This is a genomic window from Pseudomonas thivervalensis (assembly GCF_001269655.1).
Taxonomy (GTDB): Bacteria; Pseudomonadota; Gammaproteobacteria; order Pseudomonadales; family Pseudomonadaceae; genus Aquipseudomonas; species Aquipseudomonas thivervalensis.
This window is the reverse complement of record NZ_LHVE01000014.1, coordinates 39,233-63,046: the sequence shown is the minus strand read 5'-3', so window position 1 is coordinate 63,046 and position 23,814 is coordinate 39,233. Positions and strand designations below refer to the sequence as shown.

The 23,814-nt window shown below is 57.4% G+C and carries 22 protein-coding genes and 1 riboswitch; of the genes, 15 read left to right on the top strand and 7 right to left on the bottom strand.

What is annotated here, in order from left to right; translation table 11 throughout:
* Positions 1-197: 197 nt before the first annotated feature.
* The 4 genes from AD659_RS29850 to AD659_RS19795 all read left to right on the top strand — a co-directional run bounded on the left by AD659_RS29850 (position 198) and on the right by AD659_RS19795 (position 4,149).
* Positions 198-632 carry a hypothetical protein gene (locus tag AD659_RS29850; protein WP_153043902.1) on the top strand — a complete coding sequence of 145 codons (435 nt, stop codon included), beginning with the start codon at positions 198-200 and terminating at the stop codon, positions 630-632.
* Between the two features lie 467 nt (positions 633-1,099).
* Positions 1,100-2,809, top strand: a complete 1,710-nt coding sequence (locus AD659_RS29845) for a hypothetical protein (protein ID WP_153043901.1) — start codon at positions 1,100-1,102, stop codon at positions 2,807-2,809.
* Positions 2,796-3,254 carry a toxin-activating lysine-acyltransferase gene (locus AD659_RS19800; RefSeq protein ID WP_053124312.1) on the top strand — a complete coding sequence of 153 codons (459 nt, stop codon included), beginning with the start codon at positions 2,796-2,798 and terminating at the stop codon, positions 3,252-3,254. The genes AD659_RS29845 and AD659_RS19800 overlap by 14 nt, the downstream gene beginning before the upstream one ends.
* Positions 3,255-3,738: 484 nt before the next feature.
* Complete coding sequence (locus tag AD659_RS19795; protein ID WP_053124310.1) at positions 3,739-4,149, top strand: hypothetical protein; 411 nt, start codon at positions 3,739-3,741, stop codon at positions 4,147-4,149.
* A 436-nt stretch (positions 4,150-4,585) separates the two neighbouring features.
* On the opposite strand, the gene AD659_RS29445 is transcribed toward AD659_RS19795, so the two are convergent.
* Positions 4,586-4,786, bottom strand: a complete 201-nt coding sequence (locus AD659_RS29445) for a response regulator transcription factor (protein ID WP_082343590.1) — start codon at positions 4,784-4,786, stop codon at positions 4,586-4,588.
* Positions 4,787-6,187: 1,401 nt separating this feature from the next.
* Here AD659_RS29445 and cysM point away from each other — a divergent pair.
* The 5 genes from cysM to AD659_RS19765 all read left to right on the top strand — a co-directional run bounded on the left by cysM (position 6,188) and on the right by AD659_RS19765 (position 12,337).
* Positions 6,188-7,090, top strand: a complete 903-nt coding sequence (gene cysM / locus AD659_RS19785) for a cysteine synthase CysM (protein WP_003204682.1) — start codon at positions 6,188-6,190, stop codon at positions 7,088-7,090.
* Complete coding sequence (gene rlmD, locus AD659_RS19780) at positions 7,090-8,460, top strand: 23S rRNA (uracil(1939)-C(5))-methyltransferase RlmD (RefSeq protein ID WP_053124307.1); 1,371 nt, start codon at positions 7,090-7,092, stop codon at positions 8,458-8,460. The genes cysM and rlmD overlap by 1 nt, the downstream gene beginning before the upstream one ends.
* Positions 8,461-8,562: 102 nt before the next feature.
* Positions 8,563-10,809: a GTP diphosphokinase gene (gene relA, locus AD659_RS19775; protein ID WP_053124305.1), complete on the top strand. Its 2,247-nt coding sequence runs from the start codon at positions 8,563-8,565 to the stop codon at positions 10,807-10,809.
* A gap of 128 nt (positions 10,810-10,937) precedes the next feature.
* The gene (gene mazG, locus AD659_RS19770; RefSeq protein WP_053124303.1) at positions 10,938-11,771 is read left to right on the top strand and encodes a nucleoside triphosphate pyrophosphohydrolase; all 834 of its coding nucleotides are present in this window, start codon (positions 10,938-10,940) and stop codon (positions 11,769-11,771) included.
* 26 nt (positions 11,772-11,797) lie between these two features.
* Complete coding sequence (locus AD659_RS19765; RefSeq protein ID WP_053124301.1) at positions 11,798-12,337, top strand: DUF2058 domain-containing protein; 540 nt, start codon at positions 11,798-11,800, stop codon at positions 12,335-12,337.
* Between the two features lie 140 nt (positions 12,338-12,477).
* Here the strand turns inward: AD659_RS19765 and AD659_RS19760 are convergent, their stop codons facing one another.
* From AD659_RS19760 to purM, 4 genes are all read right to left on the bottom strand, one after another.
* On the bottom strand, positions 12,478-12,672 hold the full coding sequence (locus AD659_RS19760; protein ID WP_053124300.1) for a hypothetical protein: 195 nt from the start codon (positions 12,670-12,672) through the stop codon (positions 12,478-12,480).
* Positions 12,673-13,059: 387 nt separating this feature from the next.
* Positions 13,060-13,773: a DUF3108 domain-containing protein gene (locus tag AD659_RS19755; protein WP_053124294.1), complete on the bottom strand. Its 714-nt coding sequence runs from the start codon at positions 13,771-13,773 to the stop codon at positions 13,060-13,062.
* 8 nt (positions 13,774-13,781) lie between these two features.
* A complete protein-coding gene (purN, locus tag AD659_RS19750) occupies positions 13,782-14,432 on the bottom strand; it encodes a phosphoribosylglycinamide formyltransferase (RefSeq protein WP_053124292.1) in 651 nt (216 codons plus the stop codon).
* A complete protein-coding gene (gene purM, locus AD659_RS19745) occupies positions 14,432-15,490 on the bottom strand; it encodes a phosphoribosylformylglycinamidine cyclo-ligase (protein WP_003204658.1) in 1,059 nt (352 codons plus the stop codon). The genes purN and purM overlap by 1 nt, the downstream gene beginning before the upstream one ends.
* A 366-nt stretch (positions 15,491-15,856) precedes the next feature.
* On the opposite strand from purM, the gene AD659_RS19740 reads away from it, so the two are divergent.
* From AD659_RS19740 to AD659_RS19720, 5 genes are all read left to right on the top strand, one after another.
* Positions 15,857-16,915: a DUF2066 domain-containing protein gene (locus AD659_RS19740; RefSeq protein WP_053124291.1), complete on the top strand. Its 1,059-nt coding sequence runs from the start codon at positions 15,857-15,859 to the stop codon at positions 16,913-16,915.
* Positions 16,916-16,947: 32 nt separating this feature from the next.
* Positions 16,948-18,021: an AI-2E family transporter gene (locus AD659_RS19735; RefSeq protein WP_053124289.1), complete on the top strand. Its 1,074-nt coding sequence runs from the start codon at positions 16,948-16,950 to the stop codon at positions 18,019-18,021.
* 169 nt (positions 18,022-18,190) lie between these two features.
* The gene (gene hda, locus AD659_RS19730; RefSeq protein ID WP_003178999.1) at positions 18,191-18,895 is read left to right on the top strand and encodes a DnaA regulatory inactivator Hda; all 705 of its coding nucleotides are present in this window, start codon (positions 18,191-18,193) and stop codon (positions 18,893-18,895) included.
* A 280-nt stretch (positions 18,896-19,175) separates the two neighbouring features.
* The gene (locus AD659_RS19725; RefSeq protein ID WP_053124287.1) at positions 19,176-19,802 is read left to right on the top strand and encodes a C40 family peptidase; all 627 of its coding nucleotides are present in this window, start codon (positions 19,176-19,178) and stop codon (positions 19,800-19,802) included.
* 167 nt (positions 19,803-19,969) lie between these two features.
* The gene (locus AD659_RS19720) at positions 19,970-20,503 is read left to right on the top strand and encodes a C40 family peptidase (protein WP_053124285.1); all 534 of its coding nucleotides are present in this window, start codon (positions 19,970-19,972) and stop codon (positions 20,501-20,503) included.
* Between the two features lie 143 nt (positions 20,504-20,646).
* On the opposite strand, the gene AD659_RS19715 is transcribed toward AD659_RS19720, so the two are convergent.
* Positions 20,647-21,957, bottom strand: a complete 1,311-nt coding sequence (locus AD659_RS19715) for a PQQ-dependent sugar dehydrogenase (protein WP_053124283.1) — start codon at positions 21,955-21,957, stop codon at positions 20,647-20,649.
* 192 nt (positions 21,958-22,149) lie between these two features.
* Positions 22,150-22,734: a hypothetical protein gene (locus AD659_RS19710; protein ID WP_053124280.1), complete on the bottom strand. Its 585-nt coding sequence runs from the start codon at positions 22,732-22,734 to the stop codon at positions 22,150-22,152.
* Positions 22,735-22,892: 158 nt separating this feature from the next.
* Positions 22,893-23,102: riboswitch (cobalamin riboswitch) on the top strand.
* Positions 23,103-23,183: 81 nt separating this feature from the next.
* Between AD659_RS19710 and cobO the strand changes: the two genes are divergently transcribed.
* A complete protein-coding gene (cobO, locus tag AD659_RS19705) occupies positions 23,184-23,810 on the top strand; it encodes a cob(I)yrinic acid a,c-diamide adenosyltransferase (protein ID WP_189664816.1) in 627 nt (208 codons plus the stop codon).
* Positions 23,811-23,814: the final 4 nt, after the last annotated feature.

The window sequence follows — 23,814 nt, the reverse complement described above, 5'->3', positions numbered from 1 at the left end:
AGTTGTATCCCGGAGCTCCTTGGGAAGGCATGCCGCATCGCGGCGTGGCTGTGAAGATTCCCATAGACGGCCGCTTGGGTCACCCCTACATGTGTAGGGTACAAATCTTCGAATTTCGTCGTTATCGTTGATTTATGTGTGCTGTTTGGAAGGGCGTTAGGTGAGCGATTCAAAAGTTGTGCAGCGAGGACGAACATATGGCCGAAAATGTTATAAAAAGGTTAAAGCTTAGGGACCAGCTGTCAGGTGGTCCTTCCAAGATCTTCGTTTTGGTTGGAAGAAATATAATGGTCTCCTTACTGATAGCTTTGGTATTTGTTTTTATGGAGAAATTTTCATTGAGAAATGATTTTTCAGGTTGGGAAGTTGTGGGAGGAACAATTGGATACTTGGCGGTAACTGCTAAGAAAATGTATTTTGATGAGGCATCTGCTGAATTAAGAGTCAGAGCTAATATGGAGCCAAGCTTGTTGCGGGACGCAATGCTATCCATCGGATATTCAGAGAGGCGTGATGGTGTGTATTTCTCGGATGATTGCAAATCCGAAGTTATCACATGCACCATCCAAAGGAGTGTCGCAATTTTTACTGGGCCATACGACCGACTGGTGACATTATCACGTGCTCTATAGTGAAGGTTTTTGGTAGTTGATTAGTGCTTGCAGGCGATATCGCGATGGTCGCCTATTCTGGGAAGTAAAATAGCTCCCCATCCTTTGGGTTGAATGAGCATTATTGTGGCGGCCTCCAACGTCTGTTTATGAATGATGCATTCTTAGATGTTTAATGGCTTTCGTCGTATTACCGAAACGAAAACGAAAGTCAATAATCTAGATTTTCCCTTTGTTCCACTCTAGTTCGGTGCTGCCTAACCACCGAGCGCCCTAGGCTCCCAATAAGCTGTTGGCTCAACGTAAGTGCTAATCATGATTGCATTCCCGTGCTCCTGGTGAAGTTATGCCGCGTCGCGACGAGGCAGTGGAGACATCCCATAGATGTCCTTTTAAGTCACCCCTACAAGTGTAGGGTACAAATCATCGAATATCGTCGCTATCGTTGAATCATATGAGCTGTTCGGAACGCCGAGGTTGAGCAATCTATGACAAAACTATCGGATCTGCATGAGGTCTTCGTGAGGTTCAAGGCGGAAAAAATTGAAGGCACGTCCATCGTCCAATTTAATAACTACTTGAAACTTAACCTGACTGAAGAAGAGGTTCTTTCCCAGTACAGCTACATTGTAGGAGGGAGAGATATTGCTGGAGCAGAAAGGAATGAAAAGCTTTTCTATGCTGAGAGATACGGTGGAGACGGGATTTATAAAAACGGAGGTGGCGGGCGCTGCGGTTTTGACGGGGTATATCAACTAAAAGGGATTGGGCCTAATGAATTAGTTGCCCCTGATTCCGATGAGGCACATGGAAACGGTTTCTTATCTATTGAGGCCGCGATTTATGAGTCGATATGGGCGGAAATAATAAATATAGCTCTTCCCTACGGAGCGGTGAGGACGGTCGCTGTCATTGATGCAGGATGCAAATTTAGTCAAGAAGGTCAAACATATTCACGTGCTCTATTAGTCCGAGAGTCAGCGGTACGTCCCGCACATTTTATGAGAGCAGTTTACTTCAAGGAGCAATTTACCGGTTTGTTATGTGGTGATGCAAGGCGCGTAAAATTTGCTGTACAGAGGTTGGTCGATTTTCTTCCTGTCAGTTCATATGAGTTATATGGGATTTCCACATTATCTGATCGTATACGTACAGGTTTAATCGAGCTGGCGAGACGTTATGCTCGACAATTTTCAGCTGCAAGAGCGAAGCGTATTATTCACTACAATGTCAGTGCCTCAAACGTTTCGCTGAGTGGCGCATGGATGGATCTCAGTGGGGTAAGAATTTTTTCCAAATTGATTGGATGTGACAAGTTGGATCTGACTGGTTTTTTGACAGAGTATGAGCCGGTCTTACGAAGCATTCATGATATTTGCTATTACTTAAAGAAATATGAAGTCGTAGATGCTGAGTTTCAGGTTGAAATTTTTCGTTTGGCGATGAATGAGTTTTGGGATGAGTATCAAAAATACCTGCGTTTCTACAATGCCATACAGGTGGGATTCCCTAGTTTTTTTCTGACTAAACAGGTAACTAATAGTCGAGAGTTTCTAAAGTTTTCATCTTGTCTCCAGCGGCTATTGGACTCAGATTGTTATGAATTGGTTGAGCAAGGGCCAGGCCTAGCCTGGAAAGGCTATGAGTATAAAATGGCGCGTATATATGTCCATGCGCTTAAAGCAAAAGTTTTTAATGGTGCGTCAGATGTGTTTTTAACGTCTGCTGAAAACGTATTTTTAATAAATGAATTTTGTCGTGTTTATGGCGAGCTTTTTGAACTTATTGTTGGATTTGTTGAAGGGGGTGGCATTGATCGCAGACGCTTCGCAATCGCGGTGGCAATTAATGTTATTAGGTTGAATAGACGACCGCATGCAATTTTAGATCTGAGGGAAAGCTTGTCAAAAATCGAAAGGCCTATTGGGCGAAATGACCCGCCATACGACTGTCTTGAAAGGAAAGTGAAGTGCTGGTCGACCCTTGTTTTTAGCTGTGGTGTTGATTCGAAGATCCCCTTTTGGCTTGGCGCAACAATGAATATTTTTTACGACATTGCTTCTGGTGTGTTTGTGGTTAGAAGATGCGATGGCGAGACTGTCGTAGAGTCTCTATGTGGACTCTGGAATGTGGCAGATGTAAGTGATGTGATGTCTTTTTATTCGAATGTATGGAGTATTTTGAATGAACAATATTGATGTGTATGTTGCTCCTCGATGTTGCAAGTTTGAAAGCAAAGCTAAGAAGGTCGGATATGCTTGTCTGATAGCGTTCATGTGTAATCGATACTCTCTGTATCAGATAATGACGTTAAAGCTTTGGATTATTCCTGCTATTGATCATGGTCAAATTGTTTTTTTCTTCGATAAGACCAGTGCCCCGCTAGGGTATGTGAGCTGGGCATATTTGGCGCCGGATAGTGAAGCACGCTTGCTGCATGACTCCGACTTTTTATTGCATGCTAGTGAGTGGAACGAGGGAGGTAATGTTTGGATAATAGATTTCTGTTTTCCCAGGGGAGGTATAAAAGAAGCCGTGTTATGGCTAAAAAAATTCTTTCGTAAAGAGGGGGTTGATAAGCTTCATTGGATGCGGAGAAATAAGGAGTGTACGGTTAAGCAGGTTTCTATTTATAGGCTTTGAGTGTTTCGCTTTCCCGGGTTGTGTCGGAAGGCAATAGTTTAGACAATCCAATCAATAAAATGAGGTAGTAGCAATGCGACCATTAACAGATGCGGAGATTGATTTTATTTCTGGCGGTGTAGGTCCCGTTGGAGGAGTCGTAGGAGCTGTAACTGGAGGAATTATTGGCGCATATGGCGGCGCTGTAGGTGCAATGGCTACGGCGGCGGCCGATGGATCAACCTCCGCGCGTGGTGGTAGGAATAGTGTTATCGCTAGTGCTCTTTCTGGCGGAGCTGTAGGCGCGGTAGGGGGAGCGTTGATCGGTTCGGGGGCTGGGCTGGCAGGCGCTGTTGGTTCGGTGGGTCTAGGTGCGGCAAGTTATTCAGGAATTATGGGGATTATGGCGTAGCGCCACTCCTAGGTAATCGGCACGGTTTATTTTCGCTAAATAAGCCGTGTTTGGATTTTTGGGTCTTTGTTTTATTTTGTTAGGGAGGGGAGGATGAATGATAGTGTTGTTTTAAATTATTATAATTATCCTGTGTTTTTGGTTGGCGGTATCGTAATTACTAACGTTTCATTTTTCTTTAAGGTGGATTTGTGGGGGGTGTTGTTCTTTGTGTTTATGTGGTTTTCTATTGTTTTGTTTTTCTGTTTTAAGGGAGTTGAGGTGCTTTGGTTGGATAAAGGGGATATATGTTTTCGGCGTAAGTTTAAAGTGGTGTCATTTGCACAGCGTGCTGCTAAGATTAGCGTGAATAATAGTTTATTTAAACCCATTGAGGTGGTGGTGACGGTGTCAGGTCGAAAGGAGATTTTTTTGTTGCCTGGATTTATACCCGAAGAGCAACGTGAGTGTGTGGTCGAAAGGATTAAGAGATTCTGCTTGGAGCATAATATAGCTTATCTGTGATTTTGTTGAGCTTGAGTCTCAGGTTGTCGATATTTCCTTCAAATGAGTGGAGGTAGGCTGACGTTTAGTGTCTAGCTCCTTTGTATTGGTGTGGTTTGTGTGTTCGATTACAGGGGAAAGATGTCTATGTTGTTGAAATGTGTGATAGGGGCTGTGGCGGGTTTAGCAATAGGGTTGTTTTTTAAAGGTGCTGAATTGATCCTGAAAAAGGTGTGTGGTTGTGTTGTGTCGGATAGGTATAAGCAGCTGTACTTTTTCTTTGGGATCATGTTCATGGTTGTGTATGGAACGCCTGCTTTGAATGCTTACATTGGTGTCGGTTAAGTGTTGTGCTCAGGAAGTAATTGATTTTGCAAGAGATCCTGTCTGTGTAAGTTAGTTTGATGCTATATTTTTAATGGTGTGATACTGAAGGGATGTAAGGCGCGTAATGCTTTTAAGGCTTGTTTAGCTTCTCCGAGAATAACTTTCCCCTGGAGTTCACCCCTTTCTTCCGTAAAATTGAGGAGACGTATTCTCGCACCGTGAAGTCACTAATGCCGAGCACTAAGGCTATTCTTTTGTTTGTTTCGCCTTGCAGAAGTAATTGCAATACTTCGTGTTCTCGTTTTGTTAGGTCTTTATTGTTTTTCTTCAATTGACTATTCCCTGGTTGAGATTAAGTGCTGAATTGCTTGGTAATAATATATCGATATGTCTGCTGATTCGCTAGTTTATGAATGTCTCGATGAATCGCAGGAAAGATCCGATAAAAAACCGTATTCCTACAGATTTTTATGTGTTGCGAGGAAAGAACTTCCCTTGCGGGGTAATAAGTACTACAGAAAGTGGCAGGTCTGACAGTTAGATGGAGCGAAATGGAGGAAGCAGCAGGTTGGCGACGTCTCTATAACTTCTCCCTGTTCGGATACGTTCCTGTCATCCTGGGGCTGCTTTGGGTCAGGTAACGTCCCATAAAACATCGAGCGTTGCCTCCATGGCGAGGAAGCTTACTCTCACCGGGGCGCAACTTTTATCTCCAGCTCGAGCGGCGCAGCCAGGCTGTCAATGGATTTACGGAAGTCGACGGGGGTGGGGTGTGGATAGACTTTTCGACCTGGGTGTCGGGTCGATCATGGCGGATGGGCTTCAGAAGGGGATCGGGAGCGCAGCATTCGAGATCAGATGGAAGGTTTGAAGGCGGGGTTTTAACTTTATGTATAAGTCAACGATAAAGCCTTGGCGCAGGGACAGGTCTGACCACCCAGCTAGCCATTGATCGCACCCGGCATGCCGGTAGCCAATTCGCGTTTTCCAATCAGGCGAGGAAAGTCGAGGAGTGGGGGAGCCTCGGGGAGGACGCACCCCCCAGCCCCGCGAACCTGTTAGATCTCCTACTCCCGACGTATGTCACGTGCCCGCTCACCCTCCCCAGTCACCAGCCACACTTCACTGACACTCAGCAAACGTGCCAATGGCTCCACCCGCTGTCGAGGTATCCCCCGCGCGCTCCAGTTCGTCAGGCATTGAGGGCTGACACCTAGCACCGCGGCAAACCCTGAGGGAGAGATATCGTACTCTTCCAATAGGTTGCGCAAGCGTTGCCCGCAAGCGCGCCGGGCGCTGGGTTGTGGATCTTTTTGTTTCGCGTTGACCATCGTTATTGCTCTGCATCTTGCTCGTACGTTTAGCGCTACAACTGTAAAGAACACGGTGCAAAGCCAGATAGCCTTGCCTGCTTGGTCATCACTACAAAAAGGAACGAACCCACAAACAGGCAGGAAGAGAGCTTACAGACGGTGCTCACAACAGATATGCATGCGCGATTTGAGCGCTAAGAATCTGTAGGAAAAAGGGATTGTGTGAAGTACGGAATCGACTACATGGGCCTGAGCACAGGCGCGCACGAGAATCCGGTGGCGAGGAAACAAGCTCCCCCGCAAAGCAGCACACGCCTCGCTTATTCCCATAAGCCATAACCCCCTTACTTTGCGTGATATGGCCTCGCCGGGTTTGCCGGTATGATAGGCGCCCCCGCAGCCCGGATTGCGAATACGCCATGACTTTGCAGTACCCCACCATCGCCGATTGCGTCGGCAACACTCCGCTGGTCCGCTTGCAGCGCTTGCCCGGCGTGACCACCAATACGCTTTTGCTCAAGCTCGAAGGGAATAACCCGGCGGGTTCGGTCAAGGACCGGCCGGCGTTGTCGATGATCACCCGTGGTGAATTGCGCGGGCAGATCCAGCCCGGCGATACGCTGATCGAGGCGACTTCCGGCAACACCGGTATTGCCTTGGCGATGGCGGCGGCGATCAAGGGTTACAAGATGATCCTGATCATGCCCGACAACTCCAGCGCCGAGCGCAAGGCTGCGATGACGGCCTACGGCGCCGAGTTGATCCTGGTGACCCAGGAGGAGGGCATGGAGGGCGCCCGGGACCTGGCCGAGCGCATGCAGGCCGAAGGCCGGGGCAAGGTGTTGGATCAGTTCGCCAACGGCGACAATCCCGAGGCTCACTACACCACTACCGGTCCTGAGATCTGGCGCCAGACCGACGGCACGATCACTCATTTCGTCAGCTCGATGGGCACCACCGGCACCATCATGGGCACTTCGCGCTACCTGAAAGAACAGAACCCGAACGTGCAGATCATCGGCCTGCAACCGATGGAAGGCTCGGCCATCCCCGGCATCCGCCGCTGGCCCGAGGAGTATCTGCCGAAGATCTACCAGGCCGAGCGCGTGGACCGGATCATCGACATGGCCCAGAGCGAAGCCGAGGACGTGACCCGTCGCCTGGCGCGTGAAGAAGGCATCTTCTGCGGCGTGTCTTCGGGCGGTGCCGTGGCGGGGATGCTGCGCCTGTCCAAGGAAGTGGAGAATGCGGTGATCGTCGCGATCATCTGTGACCGTGGCGACCGTTACCTGTCGACCGGCATTTTCGACGCGCCCAACTGATGGCCAAGCAAGAAAGAGGCTTGCGCTTCCAGCCCAGCGGCGGAAGCCGGGCCCCGCAAGTGCCCACTGGTAAAAAACAGCGCTTGACCATTGAGCGCCTGGCCAACGATGGCCGGGGCATTGCGTTTGTCGAGGGCCGCACCTGGTTCGTCATCGGCGCCCTGGCCGGTGAAGAGGTCGAGGCGCGGGTGCTCGGTGCCCACGGCAAGGTGGTTGAGGCACGCACCGAGCGTGTGTTCCTGCCCAGTGAACTGCGCCGCCCGGCGCCGTGCATCCATGCCGGTCGTTGCGGCGGGTGCAGCGTCCAACATTTGCCCCATGACGAACAACTCGCCCTGAAACAGCGCATGCTCGCCGAGCAATTATCGCGAGTGGCTGGGGTTGAGCCCGATGAATGGGCGGCGCCGTTGAGCGGGCCGGAATTCGGTTACAGGCGTCGCGCCCGGGTGGCGGTGCGTTGGGACCAGAAGGCAAAAAAACTCGAAGTGGGTTTCCGCGCCGCTGGCAGTCAGGACATCGTTGCCATTGGTGATTGCCCGGTGCTGGTACAGCCCTTGCAGCCGATCATGAGCCGCCTGCCGGAGATGCTTAGACGCTTGAGCAAACCCCAGGCGCTGGGGCATGTGGAGTTGTTCGCCGGTTCGTCCCTCGCGGTATTGCTGCGTCACATGGCGCCGCTGTCGGAGGCCGACCTGACGATCCTCAAGGATTTCTGCGCGTTTCATGAAGCCCAGTTGTGGCTGCACGGTGAAGATGGACCACAACCGGTCGAGCCCGGGCAAGCCCTGGGGTTTCGCCTGGACGCCTGGGACCTTGAGCTGGCGTACCGGCCTGGGGATTTCATCCAGGTGAACGCCGGGGTCAACGAGGCGATGATCGCCCAGGCCCTGCAATGGCTGGCGCCGCGAGCCGAGGAGCGGGTGCTGGATCTGTTCTGCGGCCTGGGCAACTTTGCCTTGCCGCTGGCCAAGAGCGTGCGCCAGGTGGTGGCCGTCGAAGGTGTGCAAACCATGGTGGACCGCGCGGCGGCCAATGCCATCAGCAACAATTTGAATAACACTGCCTTTTTTCAGGCCGATTTATCCCAGCCTCTGGCGGATGCCGAATGGATCGGCGAAGGCTTTTCTGCGGTACTCTTGGACCCACCCCGTGACGGTGCTTTCGAGGTGGTGCGCAAGCTGTCGTCCCTGGGTGCCAAACGGTTGGTTTATGTTTCGTGCAACCCGGCAACTTTGGCCCGGGATACGGTCGAACTGATCAAGCAGGGCTACCGGTTAAAACGTGCCGGGATTCTCGATATGTTTCCTCAAACGGCACATGTCGAGGCCATGGCGTTATTTGAAGCGAGCCAGGATGGCTTGTCCGACTGACCCGTTCGTGCCAACCCGCCATAGCCTTGGGCGGGAAACACGGACAGCGAAGGTCAGCGAAGTTGACGCATTGAATCTGCGTCGTAGGGAAGGTAAGTAAAGATGGTACAGGTGAGAGCACACCAGCCGATCAACACCGACGGCAGTATCAATCTCGAGGCTTGGCTCGATCATGCGGTCAGCGTCGACATGGCACTGGATCGCGAAGCCTTGAAGGCCGCCTGCGAGTTCGCTCGCGAGGCGGAGCAACAACACAACGCGGCGAAGAACCTGTGGTCCGAAGGCACCTCGAGTTTCCAGACGGGCCTGGAGATTGCCGAAATTCTCGCTGACCTCAAGCTCGACCAGGACTCCCTGGTGGCGGCGGTGCTGTACCGCGGCGTGCGCGAAGGGCAGATCCAGCTACCGGTGGTCAGCCAGCGCTTCGGCACCGTGGTGGCCAAGCTGATCGACGGCGTGCTGCGCATGGCCGCCATCAGCGCCAGTCTCAGCCCGCGCCAGTCCATGGTGCTGGGCACCCAGGGTCAGGTGGAAAACCTGCGCAAGATGCTGGTAGCGATGGTCGACGACGTACGCGTTGCGCTGATCAAGCTGGCCGAACGCACCTGCGCGATCCGCGCCGTGAAATCCGCCGATGACGAAAAGCGCAATCGCGTCGCCCGGGAGGTGTTCGACATCTACGCCCCCTTGGCCCACCGTCTCGGTATCGGTCACATCAAGTGGGAGCTGGAGGACCTGTCCTTCCGCTACCTGGAGCCCGACCAATACAAGCAGATCGCCAAGCTGTTGCATGAGCGACGCCTGGATCGCGAGCGCTTCATCACCGATGTGATGACCCAATTGCGCGAGGAATTGCAGGCCACCGGTGTCGAAGCCGACATCAGTGGCCGGGCCAAGCACATCTACTCGATCTGGCGAAAAATGCAGCGCAAGGGCCTGGAATTCAGCCAGATCTACGACGTTCGTGCCGTTCGCGTACTGGTTCCGGAAATGCGCGACTGCTACACCGCGCTGGGGATCGTCCACACCTTGTGGCGGCACATTCCGAAGGAGTTCGACGACTACATCGCCAACCCCAAGGAAAACGGCTATCGCTCGCTGCACACCGCGGTGATCGGTCCCGAGGGCAAGGTCCTGGAAGTGCAGATCCGCACCCATGCCATGCACGAGGAAGCCGAGCTGGGCGTCTGCGCCCACTGGAAATACAAGGGCACCGACGTCAAGTCCGGGTCCAACCATTACGAAGAGAAAATCTCCTGGCTGCGCCAGGTGCTCGAGTGGCATGAGGAGCTGGGTGACATCGGCGGCCTGGCCGAACAGCTGCGCGTCGACATCGAGCCGGACCGGGTCTATATCTTCACGCCCGACGGCCACGCCATCGACCTGCCCAAGGGCGCGACACCGCTGGACTTCGCCTACCGGGTCCACACCGAGATCGGCCACAACTGCCGTGGCGCCAAGATCAACGGGCGAATCGTGCCGCTCAACTACAGCCTGCAGACCGGTGAACAGGTCGAGATCATCACCAGCAAGCACGGCACGCCGAGCCGCGACTGGCTGAACCCGAACCTGGGCTACATCACCACCTCCCGGGCCCGGGCGAAAATCGTCCATTGGTTCAAGTTGCAGGCCCGCGACCAGAACGTTGCCGCCGGCAAGACCCTGCTCGAGCGTGAACTCGGTCGCCTCGGCCTGCCGCAGGTGGATTTCGACAAGCTGGCCGAAAAAGCCAACATGAAAACCGCCGAGGACATGTTCGCCGCCCTCGGTGCCGGCGATCTGCGCCTGGCGCAGTTGGTCAACCTGGCCCAGCAACTGGTGGAGCCAGAGCGGGGCAACGAGCAACTGGAGTTGATCCCGCGCAAGGCCACCGGCTACAAGCCGGGCAAGCGCGGCGATATCCAGATCCAGGGCGTGGGCAACCTGATGACCCAGATGGCCGGCTGCTGCCAGCCATTGCCGGGGGATGCGATCGTCGGTTACATCACCCAGGGCCGCGGCGTGAGCATTCACCGCCAGGACTGTGCCTCGGTGCTGCAACTGGCCGGTCGCGAGCCGGAGCGGATCATCCAGGTCAGTTGGGGCCCGGTGCCGGTGCTCACCTATCCGGTGGACATCATTATCCGCGCCTACGACCGCTCCGGTCTGCTGCGTGACGTCTCCCAGGTGTTGCTGAACGAGCGGATCAACGTGCTGGCGGTCAACACCCGTTCGAACAAGGAAGACAACACCGCGCTGATGTCCCTGACCATCGAGATCCCGGGGCTGGATGCGCTGGGTCGGTTGCTGGGGCGGATCTCCCAGTTGCCGAACATCATCGAGACTCGGCGTAACCGGACGCCGGGTTAAGCGCAGTCCAAAAATGTGGGAGCGAGCTTGCTCGCGACAGCGGTCTATCAGACGCATCAATGTTATCTGACACACCGCAATCGCGAGCAAGCTCGCTCTCACAGGGATTCATTTGATGGGATGGATTGATGTACAGCCTTGAAGACCTGCTCCACCTGATGAACCGCCTGCGGGACCCGCAGTACGGCTGCCCGTGGGACATCAAGCAAACCTACCGGACCATCGTCCCCCATACCTTGGAAGAAGCCTACGAAGTGGCCGACGCGATCGAGCGCGGCGATTTCGATCACTTGCAAGGCGAGTTGGGCGACCTGTTGTTCCAAGTGGTGTATTACAGCCAGTTGGCCCGGGAAGAGAACCGCTTCGAATTTGCCGGCGTGGTCGACAGCATCACCCGTAAGTTGATTCGCCGCCATCCCCACGTATTTCCTACCGGTGACCTGTATGCGCCCGTGGATATCCCGCGCCTGAGCGAAGAACAGGTCAAGCAGCGCTGGGAAGAAATCAAGGCTGAGGAGCGGGCCGAGAAAGCTTCGGCGCCCGAACAATTGTCGCTGCTCGACGATGTGCCGGGAGCGCTGCCAGCGTTGTCCCGTGCGGCGAAGTTGCAGAAGCGTGCCGGCCAGGTCGGTTTCGACTGGCCGGGTCCGTTGCCGGTGCTTGATAAAGTCCGGGAGGAGTTGGACGAAGTGCTTGAAGCGATGGCCGATAACGATCCGGTGGCCATCAGCGATGAGATTGGCGATCTGCTGTTCAGCGTGGTGAACCTGGCTCGCCATCTCAAGGTCGACCCGGAAACCGCACTGCGTGACGCCAATGGGAAATTCGAGCGGCGCTTCCGATTTATCGAACAGGCATTGCGCGACACCCATCGCCCAATGGAAGATTGCACCCTCGAAGAGTTGGACGCCTTGTGGGGCGAAGCCAAACGTCAGGAAAAGAATTTGCCCAGCTGTGGCTGAGGCCGTTGCCTAAGTGAGTAAGCACCATGAGCCTTTCCCTTCGCGACCAGTTGCTCAAAGCAGGGCTGGTCAACCAAAAGCAGGCCAAGCAGGTCGGCAAAGAGAAACAAAAGCAGCAGCGCCTGGCCCACAAAGGCCAGATCGAACTGGATGACTCCCAGCAGCGCGCCGCCCAGGAAGCCATGGCCGAAAAGGTCAAGCGCGACCAGGAACTCAACCGGCAGCAGCAGGAAAAGGTCGAGCAGAAGGCCCGGGCCGCACAGATCAAGCAATTGATCGAAGTTTCGCGCCTGCCGAAGCTGACCACCGAGGACTACTACAACTTCGTCGACGACAAGAAGGTCAAGCGCATTTCGGTCAATACCCTGATGCGCAACAAGTTGAGCAGTGGTTCCCTGGCGATCGTCCATCACGCCGGCGGCTACGAAGTGATCCCGCGCGAGGCAGCCCTGAAGATTCAGGAACGCGACCCCAAGCGCATCGTCCAGCTCAACACCCAGACCGAAGAAGTGGATGCCGATGATCCGTACGCGGCGTATCAGATTCCTGATGATTTGATGTGGTAAGCAGGGCGCAATGCCATTGAGCTGAAACACCGGACCTGTGGGAGCGAGCTTGCTCGCGATAGCGGTCGGTCAGTGTAGATATGTTGACTGATGCCCCGCTAATCGCGAGCAAGCTCGCTCCCACAGGTGTTTTGTGTGGCTCAGGATTGCGCGGTCTTACGCGAACGCTGCCGTTCCTCACGCTCCAGCTCAGCCTTGTAGCTGTGGGCGTCCGTCTCGGAGTGGAACATCCCCACCAGCAGATCCTGTTGATGCACGTCCCAGATCCGGATACCGGCGGCAATGCCTTCGTGGGACATATGGGCGTCGTCGCGTTCAGTTACTTTCACAGTCATCTTGCAAGCTCCAATCTCTGTTATCTGCAGCAAGGCGTGTGCAGGACTTTGTTATAGATTTTGATAGCGTGCTAAGTAAATGCCTCGGTTCGTTAAGAAGTTTTCATGGAAAGTACAACGATCCTGCAGGCCAGGCAGTGCGCGGCATTCGGTCGCAGGTGGCGTTCATGAAAAAGGTTTCATGTTGCCAGGCATGAACGCAAAAAAACGGTGGGAGCGAGCTTGCTCGCGATAGCGGTGTGTCAGTCGACAGTGGAGTTGGCTGATCCGGCGCTATCGCGAGCAAGCTCGCTCCCACCGGTTTATTCCCACAGGCCTATCGGCCGGGACTGAAATCCGGGCAACAAAAAGCCCCGCATGGGCGGGGCTTGGTGTTATCAGCGTCGATCAGCTACCTTTCACAGCCTTGCCGTTGACCGTGCCGTCCTGGAGCATGATGTTGTACTCCTTACCGTCGGTCTCGACCTGTTGCAGGCGCACCAGCAGATAGTCCCAGTCCTTGGCGAACCAGAGCACGGTGATGCGCTTGCTTTGTGTCGGGTCTCGCACGCGCTCGACCTTGATCGCGTCGATCTGGCCGGCCTTGGTGTCGACCTTCTCCGAACCCAGGACGCGGAAGTCATAGGTATCGACTTCGCCATCGTCGACGACTTGATAGCTCATGCTTTTCTTGCCGGCGGCCACGTCGTGTTGCAGGGCCAACTGGTAAGTGGATTTATCGACCATGCCACGGTTGAGCGGCAGCTTGACCGCGTCACCGCGATCGGTGCCGGTGACCATCTTGGTGTTCCAGTCGAAGTCCAGGTCGGCCTTCTTGGCCTTGCCCAGGCCGCCCCGTTCGAAGTGGTAGGACTGTGGCAGCAGGGTGTCCTTGTCCAGGGTCAGGGTGCTTTCTTCGGTCAGGCTGGCGATCATCATCGAAGCCTTGAAGCTCAGCTTCCAGGTGCCATTGGCTTCCTTGGTCAGGCTGCGCTCGGCAGTGCCGCTCATGGGCAACTGCTTCCAGTCGGCGGTGTAGCTGGCGGAGAACGGTTGAAGGTCTGCGGCCTGTGCCAGGGGCAAGGCAAGCAGAGCGCAAGCGAAGAGCAGGGCGCGACGCATAAAATCTCCTAGTATCGAATCAAATGGCCGCTGGCGGCGAGCAACTGGCCGTCCAGTGAGGCACCGCGATCGTCGAGGGTCAGCCTTCCTTCGGCAAACCAACGCACGGCCATCGGGTAGATCTGGTGCTCGCGGGCGTGAACCCGTTGCGCCAGGCTTTGCGGCGTGTCGTGCAACTCTACCGGTATTACTGCCTGTACGACCAGTGGTCCGCCATCGAGTTCCTCGGTGACGAAGTGCACGGAGCAGCCGTGCTCCGTGTCTCCGGCCTCCAGCGCGCGCTGGTGAGTGTGTAACCCTTTGTATTTGGGTAGCAGCGAGGGGTGGATATTGAACAGGCGGCCCTGGTAATGACGCACGAAGCCAGCGCTGAGGATGCGCATGAAGCCAGCGAGTACGACCAGTTGCGGATTGAAGGTGTCGATCTGTTCGATCAGCGCGGCGTCGAAGGCTTCGCGGCCCTCGAACGCCTTGTGATCCAGGACGCGGGTGTCGATGCCTGCGTCCCTGGCACGTTGCAGGCCGTAGGCATCGGCGCGGTTGGAAATCACCGCGCGGATACGGACCGGGCTGTCGCCGGTCCGCGTGCTGTCGATCAAGGCCTGCAAGTTACTGCCGGTGCCGGACAGCAGCACCACCACGTTACAGGTTGCGGACATCAGTGCGCCTTAAGGTTTTTCAGCTCGACCTGTGCAGCGCCTTCGGCCGCAGTGGCGATCTGGCCGATGACCCAAGGCTGCTCGCCGGCTTCACGCAGGACGTTCAGGGCAGTCTCGACGTGCTCCTGGGCCACGCAGATGACCATGCCCACGCCGCAGTTCAGCACGCGGTGCATTTCGGTTTCATCGACGTTGCCTTTCTCTTGCAGCCAGTCGAACACGGCCGGGCGGGTCCAGCTCGCCACGTCGACCACGGCCTGGGCGCCCTTTGGCAGCACGCGCGGGATGTTGTCCAGCAGGCCGCCGCCGGTGATGTGGGCCATGGCCTTGACGGCGCCGGTGTCCTTGATCAGCTTGAGCAGCGGCTTGACGTAGATGCGGGTCGGAGCCATCAGCAGGTCGGCCAGTGGCTTGCCGTCGAGCTGGGTATTTTCAATATCGGCACCCGAGACTTCGATGATCTTGCGGATCAGCGAGTAGCCGTTGGAGTGCGGGCCGGAGGACGGCAGGGCAAGCAAGGCATCGCCGGCGGCGACTTTCGAGCCGTCGATGATCTCGGCTTTCTCCACGACGCCAACGCAGAAGCCGGCCAGGTCGTAGTCTTCGCCTTCGTACATGCCGGGCATTTCAGCGGTTTCGCCGCCGACCAGGGAGCAGCCGGACAGTTCGCAGCCGGCGCCGATGCCGGTCACGACCTGGGCGGCGGTGTCGACGTTCAGTTTGCCGGTGGCGTAGTAATCGAGGAAGAACAGCGGCTCGGCACCGCACACCACCAGGTCGTTCACGCACATGGCCACCAGGTCGATGCCGATGCTGTCGTGCTTGTTCAGGTTCAGGGCCAGGCGCAGCTTGGTGCCGACGCCGTCGGTGCCGGAGACCAGGACCGGTTGCTTGTAGCCGGCCGGGATCTCGCAGAGGGCGCCGAAACCGCCCAGGCCGCCCATGACTTCCGGACGCGCAGTGCGCTTGGCGACGCTCTTGATGCGTTCGACCAATGCTTCACCGGCGTCGATGTCTACACCGGCGTCCTTGTAGCTCAGGGAGGGTTGCTTGCTCATGATCCAGGCCTTTAAAGGGGGATTTCTGGGTAACGACCGATCGCCGGGGCCATTGAATAACCGTTGTACGAATTATTCCGGGAGCCCAGCCATTGCCGGTCTGCGAAGGCGCGCGATTTTATCAGGCTTGAGGGGCAGCGGCCATCCTCGTGCCGACGGGCAGGGACATATCCGCGGAAAAAAACCGATATTTCTTATATTGGTACTGCGCAACGCCTCTGTATAAGGTGTAGCGGTAACCGGTTATGGTGATGACCGTGCGAAACTTCCACTGGGCGTGTGAATGATTTGCCGGGTGCTGTGGTCACAGCCATGCTCAATCTTCTTCACACGGCCTGTTCCAGCCGTTATGTCCGGGAATCTTCCATGCGTTTGTTCAAATTCTTGTCCGTGGGCTGCTTGTCGCTGATCAGCCTGGCGAGCCATGCCGAAACCGTCAATGGCCTCTATCAAGTGCTCGAACCGGTCACCAGCCAGACGCCGGAGGAGCGCAACCAGGCGACGCTGCGCGCCCTGGATACGCTGGTGCTGCGCCTGACCGGCGACGCCAAGGCTGCCCAGAATCCCGGGTTGGCGGCCATCCGCCAGGACCCGCAACAAATTATTCTTCAATATGGCTACGATGCCGGTCCGCCGGAAAGCCTCAAGGTGGACTTCGACCCGGCGAGCACCGACCGGGCATTGCGCTCGGCAGGCTTGTCGCTGTGGAGCGCGAATCGGCCATCGATCCTGGGCTGGTGGCTGAACGACTCGGCCGAGGGCTCCAGCCTGGTGGGCGACGGCCAGGCCAGCGCCACATCGCTGCGGCGTGCGGCGCAGCATCGGGGCCTGGCGCTGCACCTGCCGCTGGCGGATTTGAGCGAGCAGATCGTCGCCACCGCGCCGAACCTGGAAGGCAGTGACCCGGCGCCTCTGCGCGAGGCCTCGGAGCGCTACGCGACGGACGCCTTGCTGGCGGTCCACGCCAAGGAAGAGGGCGGGCAGTGGCATGGCACCTGGCGCCTGTGGCTGGGGGACCAGCGTGAGCAGGGCACTGCCCAGGGCGCCGATCCCGCGGCCTTGGCCGATGCGGTCATGCTTGCGGTGAGTCAGCGCCTGGCGCCGCGTTTCGTCGCCAAGCCGGGCGTGGCCACCGAGCAACTGCTGGAAGTGCAGGGCATGAACCTGGAACGTTATGCGGCGCTTGGGCGTTTGCTCGAACCGTTCGGTGGGCAGTTGCAGCGGGTTGAAGGGGACCGGATCGTCTATAAGGTCAACGGCAGCGCCGAGCAACTGAAAGCGCAGTTGGCCCTGGCAAAACTGCAGGAAGTCCCACCCGGCGAGGCCGTCGCGCCGGCGCCGGTGGCGCCCCCTGCTGCCGATGGTTCGGCCCCGGTTGCAGCACCTGCGCCTGCGCCGGCCGCCAACTTGCGGTTCCGTTGGTAGGTTGTCTTTCTTTATATAGCTAGGAGTGGTTCATGGGCGATACGCGGCGTTGGTTCTGGTTGGGTGGTGTTGCCCTGCTGTTCGCGTTTATCTATCTGCTGCACCCGATCCTCACGCCGTTCCTGGTTGCGCTGCTGTTGGCCTATCTGTTCGACCCGGTGGTGGATCGCCTGGAGAAACTCGGCCTGTCGCGGACATGGGGTGTGGTGGCGGTCTTTGCGTTGTTCACCTTGATCGTGGTCGCGTTGCTGCTGGTGCTGATCCCGATGCTCGCCAAGCAACTGCTGCGCCTGTACGAATTGGCGCCGCAGATGCTCGATTGGTTGCAGCACAGCGCGGTGCCGTGGGTGCAGTCGAAACTGGGGTTGGCGGACGGCTTCTGGAAGTTCGACAAGGTCAAGGCCGCCATCAGCGAGCACATGGGCCAGACCACCGACATCGTCGGCGTGGTATTGAGCCAGGCCACGGCGTCGAGTCTGGCGTTGATCGGCTGGCTGGCGAACCTGGTGCTAATTCCCGTGGTGGCCTTCTATCTGCTGCGGGATTGGGACCTGATGATGGCCAAGATCCGCAGCCTGCTGCCGCGCCATCGCGAAGAACGCATCATGACCCTGACGGGTGAATGCCATGAAGTGCTGGGTGCGTTCGTGCGCGGGCAACTGCTGGTGATGGTGGCCCTGGGCTTCATCTATGCGGCAGGGCTGATGCTGGTCGGGCTGGAGCTGGGGTTGTTGATCGGCTTGATCGCCGGGCTGGCGGCCATCGTCCCGTACATGGGGTTCGTGATTGGTATTGGCGCGGCATTGGTCGCCGGGTTGTTCCAGTTTGGCGGCGACCTGTACCCGATGGTTGGCATCGTGGCGGTGTTCATGGTCGGGCAGGCCCTGGAGGGCATGGTACTGACGCCGCTGTTGGTGGGCGACCGCATTGGCCTGCATCCGGTGGCGGTGATCTTTGCGATCCTGGCGGGGGGCGAGTTGTTCGGCTTCACCGGGGTCCTGCTGGCGCTGCCGGTGGCGGCGGTGATCATGGTGCTGGTGCGGCATATGCACGATCTTTACAAGGATTCGGATATCTATAGCGGCGTCGAAGACCCTGACCTATAGGGCAAATGACAGGCGGGGTGTCAGGGAAACTGACGCTCCGCCCCCTTGTCGCTGCAAACCTTTGATTTTGCTCGTGGTCCGGCGCATTGTGCGGTCCGCGTCACGGGTATAAACTTTGCGCACTTTACACAGAGGCCACTAACGGTTCCTTGGGAACTGTTCAGTCAGCATGAAACCGATTCAGCTGCCCCTAGGTGTGCGTCTGCGCGATGACGCCACCTTTATCAATTACTACCCAGGCGCCAATGCCGCTGCACTCGGCTATGTCGAGCGGCTTTGCGAAGCCGACGCCGGCTGGACCGAAAGCCTGATCTACCTGTGGGGCAAGGACGGGGTAGGGCGCACGCACCTGTTGCAGGCCGCGTGCCTGCGGTTCGAGCAGTTGGGTGAACCGGCGGTGTACCTGCCGTTGGCCGAGTTGCTCGACCGTGGCGTTGAAATCCTCGACAACCTTGAACAGTACGAGCTGGTCTGCTTGGACGATCTCCAAGCGGTGGCCGGCAAGGCTGACTGGGAAGAAGCACTGTTCCATCTGTTTAATCGCTTGCGCGACAGCGGTCGACGCTTGTTGATCGCCGCCTCGACCTCACCCCGGGAGCTGCCGGTGAAGCTGGCGGACCTCAAATCCCGCCTGACCCTGGCGCTGATTTTCCAGATGCGCCCGCTGTCCGACGAAGACAAGCTCCGTGCCTTGCAGCTGCGCGCTTCCCGTCGTGGCCTGCACCTGACCGACGAAGTCGGGCATTTCATTCTCACCCGTGGCACACGCAGCATGAGCGCATTGTTCGAGCTGCTCGAGCGCCTCGACCAGGCCTCGCTCCAGGCCCAGCGCAAGCTGACTATTCCTTTCTTGAAAGAAACTTTGGGCTGGTAACGGTTTTTTCGACGAGATCTTCTGTGGCGAGGGAGCTTGCTCCCGCTTGAGTGCGAAGCGCTCACAAGAAGGGGCTGCTGCGCAGCCCAGCGGGAGCAAGCTCCCTCGCCACAGCCCGCGGTCCTGCTGGGCGGCAGGCCACATGGCAATCAAAATGGGCTTAAGCGCTTAGATGTAAACGTAAAACCGAGAAGTCACATTTGCATCGATTGAATTTGCAAATGAGGTTGATAGAAGGCATAGTCTCGCCATCTTTACTACTTCAGCCACGGTCGTGCCCATGCTAAATCGCTTCGCACCCCTCGTGCCTCTCGCACTCGTTACCCTGTTGTTCGGTTGCGCTGCCCACTCTCCAGTGTCCCAGCAAGCGCCACAACCACAGGTCCAGAACTCTGTTACTGCCCAGTCTTCCTCCGTTGCGTTCCAGGAAGAAATGGCCTCCGACAAAGAACTCGCAGCCTTCGCCGGCAGCAAGCCTTACCAGCTTCCAGTACTGGCTGACAGTATCCTGGAACGTGGCATGTCGTTGATCGGTACTCGCTACCGTTTTGGCGGTACCTCTGAAGCCGGCTTCGATTGCAGCGGTTTCATCGGTTATCTGTTCCGCGAAGAGGCCGGCATGAACCTGCCGCGTTCCACTCGCGAAATGATCAACGTGAATGCGCCGCTGGTAGCGCGCAACCAGCTGGAACCCGGTGACCTGCTGTTCTTCAGCACCAACGGTCGTCGCGGTCGCGTCAGCCACGCCGGTATCTACCTGGGCGACAACCAGTTCATCCATTCCAGCAGCCGCCGCAGCGGTGGCGTTCGGATCGACAGCCTGGGCGACAGCTACTGGAACAAGACCTTCATCGAAGCCAAGCGCGCCCTCGCCATGGCACCGACTGTGGTCACTGCTCGCAAGTAAGCACACACAGTTTGTAAGGCAAACTTAAAGTCTTACTTGAAGTTTGCCCCATAGCCGCTAGAATCCTTGATCATTGATTGATGGCAATCCGCCTGCGTACTCCGCAGGCGAATTTGTTTTCATGCCCACGGCAGAAAAGCCGCATCCAGGTCAGGATTGTTCTGCATATGTCGACGTCGGCCCGCCTCGCGCTCATCTTCCTCGCCGCACTGCTCAGTGCGTGCGCCAGCCGCACCCCGCCGCCAGCACCCGTGCGGGCTCCGGTGGTCTTCGCCCCCTCGCAACCCTTTTCGCCGGCCGCCGAAGATGTACTCTTTCGGGCGCTGGGTCTGGTGGGTACGCCTTATCGTTGGGGCGGCAACACGCCGGATTCAGGTTTCGATTGCAGTGGCTTGATCGGTTATGTGTACCGCGACGCCGCCGGTATTGCCCTGCCACGTTCCACGCGGGAAATGATCAGCATGCGGGCGCCAGAAGTGGGCAAGGACGCGTTGCAGAGCGGTGACCTGGTTTTCTTCGCCACCAACGGCGGCTCCCAGGTCAGCCATGCCGGGATCTATGTCGGCGAAGGGCGCTTCGTCCATGCGCCGGCCACGGGCGGCACCGTCAAGCTCGACAGCCTGTCCAAGGCTTATTGGCAGAAGGCTTATCTGGGTGCCAAGCGTGTGCTGCAGCCGGAACACCTGGCGCGTAATCCTTGACGATTGAATTTTTGCGCCGCTGGAGTGCTTTTGTGGCGAGGGAGCTTGCTCCCGCTCGGTTGCGCAGCAACCGCTAGAAAGCTTGGGGCTGCTGCGCAACCCAGCGGGAGCAAGCTCCCTCGCCACGGGGATCGGTTTCAGCCCTAGTTTTTCGACACCCGCCAAATCTTGTTCCCCACATCATCAGCCACCAACAACCCACCCTGCTTGTCGATGACCACCCCCACCGGGCGGCCTTGGGCTTTTTCATCGGCGTTCAGGAAGCCGGTCAGCACATCCACGGGTTGCCCCACCGGTTTGCCGCCATTGAACGGTACGAAAATCACTTTATAGCCACTGTGGGGCTTACGGTTCCAGGAACCGTGCTGACCGATGAAAGCTCCTTCGGTAAACGGGGCGGGCAAGGCGCTGCCCTCGGCGAAGGTCAGGCCCAATGATGCCGTGTGCGGGCCGACGGCGTAGTCCGGGGCAATGGCCTTGGCCACCAGGGCCGGGTTCTGCGGTTCGACCCGGGCATCGACGTTCTGCCCGTAATAGCTATAGGGCCAGCCATAAAAGGCGCCGTCCTTGACCGAAGTGATGTAGTCCGGCACCAGGTCGCTGCCGATCTCATCCCGCTCGTTCACCGCTGTCCAGAGCGCGCCGCTGCGCGGCTCCCAGGCCAGGCCGTTGGGGTTGCGCAGACCGGAGGCGAAGATCCGGTGATTGCCGCTGGCACGGTCCACTTCCCAGATGGCGGCGCGACCTTCTTCGGCCTCCATGCCATTTTCCGCGACGTTGCTGTTCGACCCGGTGGTGACGTACAGCTTGCTGCCGTCGCGGCTGGCAATCACATTCTTGGTCCAGTGGTGATTGAGCGTGCCCCCGGGCAGATCGACGACCTTGGTCGGTTGTGCCTTGATTTGCGTATCACCCTCTTTATAGGGGAAGCGGATCAGTCGGTCGGTGTCGGCCACATACAGGTCATTGCCGACCAGGGTCATGCCGAACGGCGAGTTGAGATTTTCCAGGAACACCGTGCGGGTTTCGGCGATGCCGTCGTGATTGGTGTCGCGCAGCAGTGTGATGCGATTAGGGCTGGGCACCCCGGCACCGGCGCGGCCCATGACCTTTTTCATCACCCAGCCACGGACACCCTTGGAATCGTCTGGCTTGGGCGGGGCATTGGTTTCGGCCACCAGCACATCGCCATTGGGCAACACATAGAGCCAGCGTGGATGGTCCAGCCCTTCCGCAAATGCGCCCACTTGCAGGCCCTGGGCTGGCGTTGGCTTGGTGCCTTGCGGCCAGCCGATGGCTTCGGCGATGTTGACGGTGGGGATCAGGGTCTTGTTCGGTTCAGGCAGCTTCGGCGCAGGGCCGGTGCCGTCGGAGACTTGCAAAGTGGAAGACTCGCCACAAGCGACAAGCCCGGCGGCAAGGGCGACGATCAGAAGATGAGGTGGCTTGAGCATGCTGGCTTCCCTATGAATGCATGTGGTTATTCATAGAGGAGCGTAGACGCGCGATGGTTCAACTGTGGGTAGGCCAGTCAGTCAGGCAAGATGTCTGCGGTGTATATGAGTGCTGTGTCCGGCTGAAAATCCTGTGTGGGAGCGAGCTTGCTCGCTCCCACCGTGGTCTTTCACCGCTCCTTGCTGAGCGAATCAACCATGAGCCTGTTTGAACAACACCGCAATGCCGGGATGGTACTGCCCGGCTTCGTTGCGCAACTTGCGGTAGGCGTAGGGGAAATACCAGGCCACGGCGCAGGTGTTTTCCTTTTGCAGGTCGTCGATCATGTCCTGCAGTTCTTCAGGCGTGGCGCTTTGCTGGGCTTTTTGCGGCGAGACGAACAGGCAGCCCAACTTCAGGTCGCTGGCGTAGCTGATGCGCTTGGCATCGCTGGCGACTTCCGACAGCGGTTGGGTCAGGTTAAGGTTATTGACCTTGGGCCAGCGTTGGGTGGCCTGGATGAAGGCGCGTTCCTCGGTGCTGGCGATGAACAGATCGGCGCTGACGTTGCGTTCGCCGTCTTCATTCTGCTTACGGGTCGGCGCGTTCTGCAGGGTGACCATCTCGGCCATCCAGGCAGCGGCCGAAAGCAAGCCGAGGTTGGCCCGTTCATCGAACCAGTAGGGCGTGTCGTTATCGCCGCGCACGGCGTTGTAGCGGTCGATAGAGTCAAACCAGCGTTCCAGCACCGGGCGCAGGAATTCCAATTTTGGATTGCTGATGATCATGCCTTGCATGTCTTGCCCTCTTATTCTTGTGATATCGGGTCGTGATGCCTATTTGATATCATTTGCCGTAGCGTGGCACAAGATTGACGTCACTTTATTGATCCTGGCCAATGTTCCGTGCGTGAGCCGTGGCGGCTTTAATTGACGCTCCATCCCCAACCCTCTAACCTTCGCCGCTTGTTTCAGGTGCTCTGTGACCGCGTTCGACAGAGTGAAACAGGGAAGCCGGTGAGTGCACACGAACCCGGCGCTGCCCCCGCAACGGTAAATGAGTCAACGCTACGTATAGGCCACTGTGTCGGATGACATGGGAAGGCGCGCAGCCAGGCACCACGCCGCTCATGAGCCCGGAGACCGGCCTGATTCATCCAACGGCATCACGGTGGGCGATGCCAGGCTTGTTGCCGTCTTTTTTCGTGCCCGCCCGCCGTTATCCAATCCCCTGCGGAGGCTTCCCCATGACCGACTCCCTCATCACCGATACGTCTGATCGCGACGAACGCCACCTGGCGCGCATGCTGCGCAAGAAAGCCGTGATCGACGAGCGCATCGCCAACTCGCCGAATGAATGCGGCCTGCTGCTGGTGCTGACCGGTAACGGCAAGGGCAAGAGCAGCTCGGCGTTCGGCATGCTGGCACGGTCCATGGGTCATGGCATGCAGTGCGGCGTGGTGCAGTTCATCAAGGGCCGCAACAGTACCGGTGAAGAATTGTTTTTCCGTCGCTTCCCGGAGCAGGTGCGCTTTCACGTCATGGGTGAAGGCTTCACTTGGGAAACCCAGGACCGCCAGCGCGACATCGCCGCCGCTGAAGCTGCCTGGGCAGTTTCGCGTCAGTTGCTCAGTGATCCCTCCATCGGCCTGGTGGTGCTCGACGAATTGAACATCGCCCTCAAGCACGGCTACCTCGACCTCGACCAGGTCCTGAGCGATCTGCAGGCCCGTCCGCCGATGCAGCATGTGGTGGTGACCGGTCGAGGCGCCAAGCCCGAGATGATCGAGCTGGCCGACACCGTGACTGAAATGGGCATGATCAAACATGCATTCCAGGCCGGCATCAAGGCGCAGAAAGGCGTCGAACTGTGAGCGA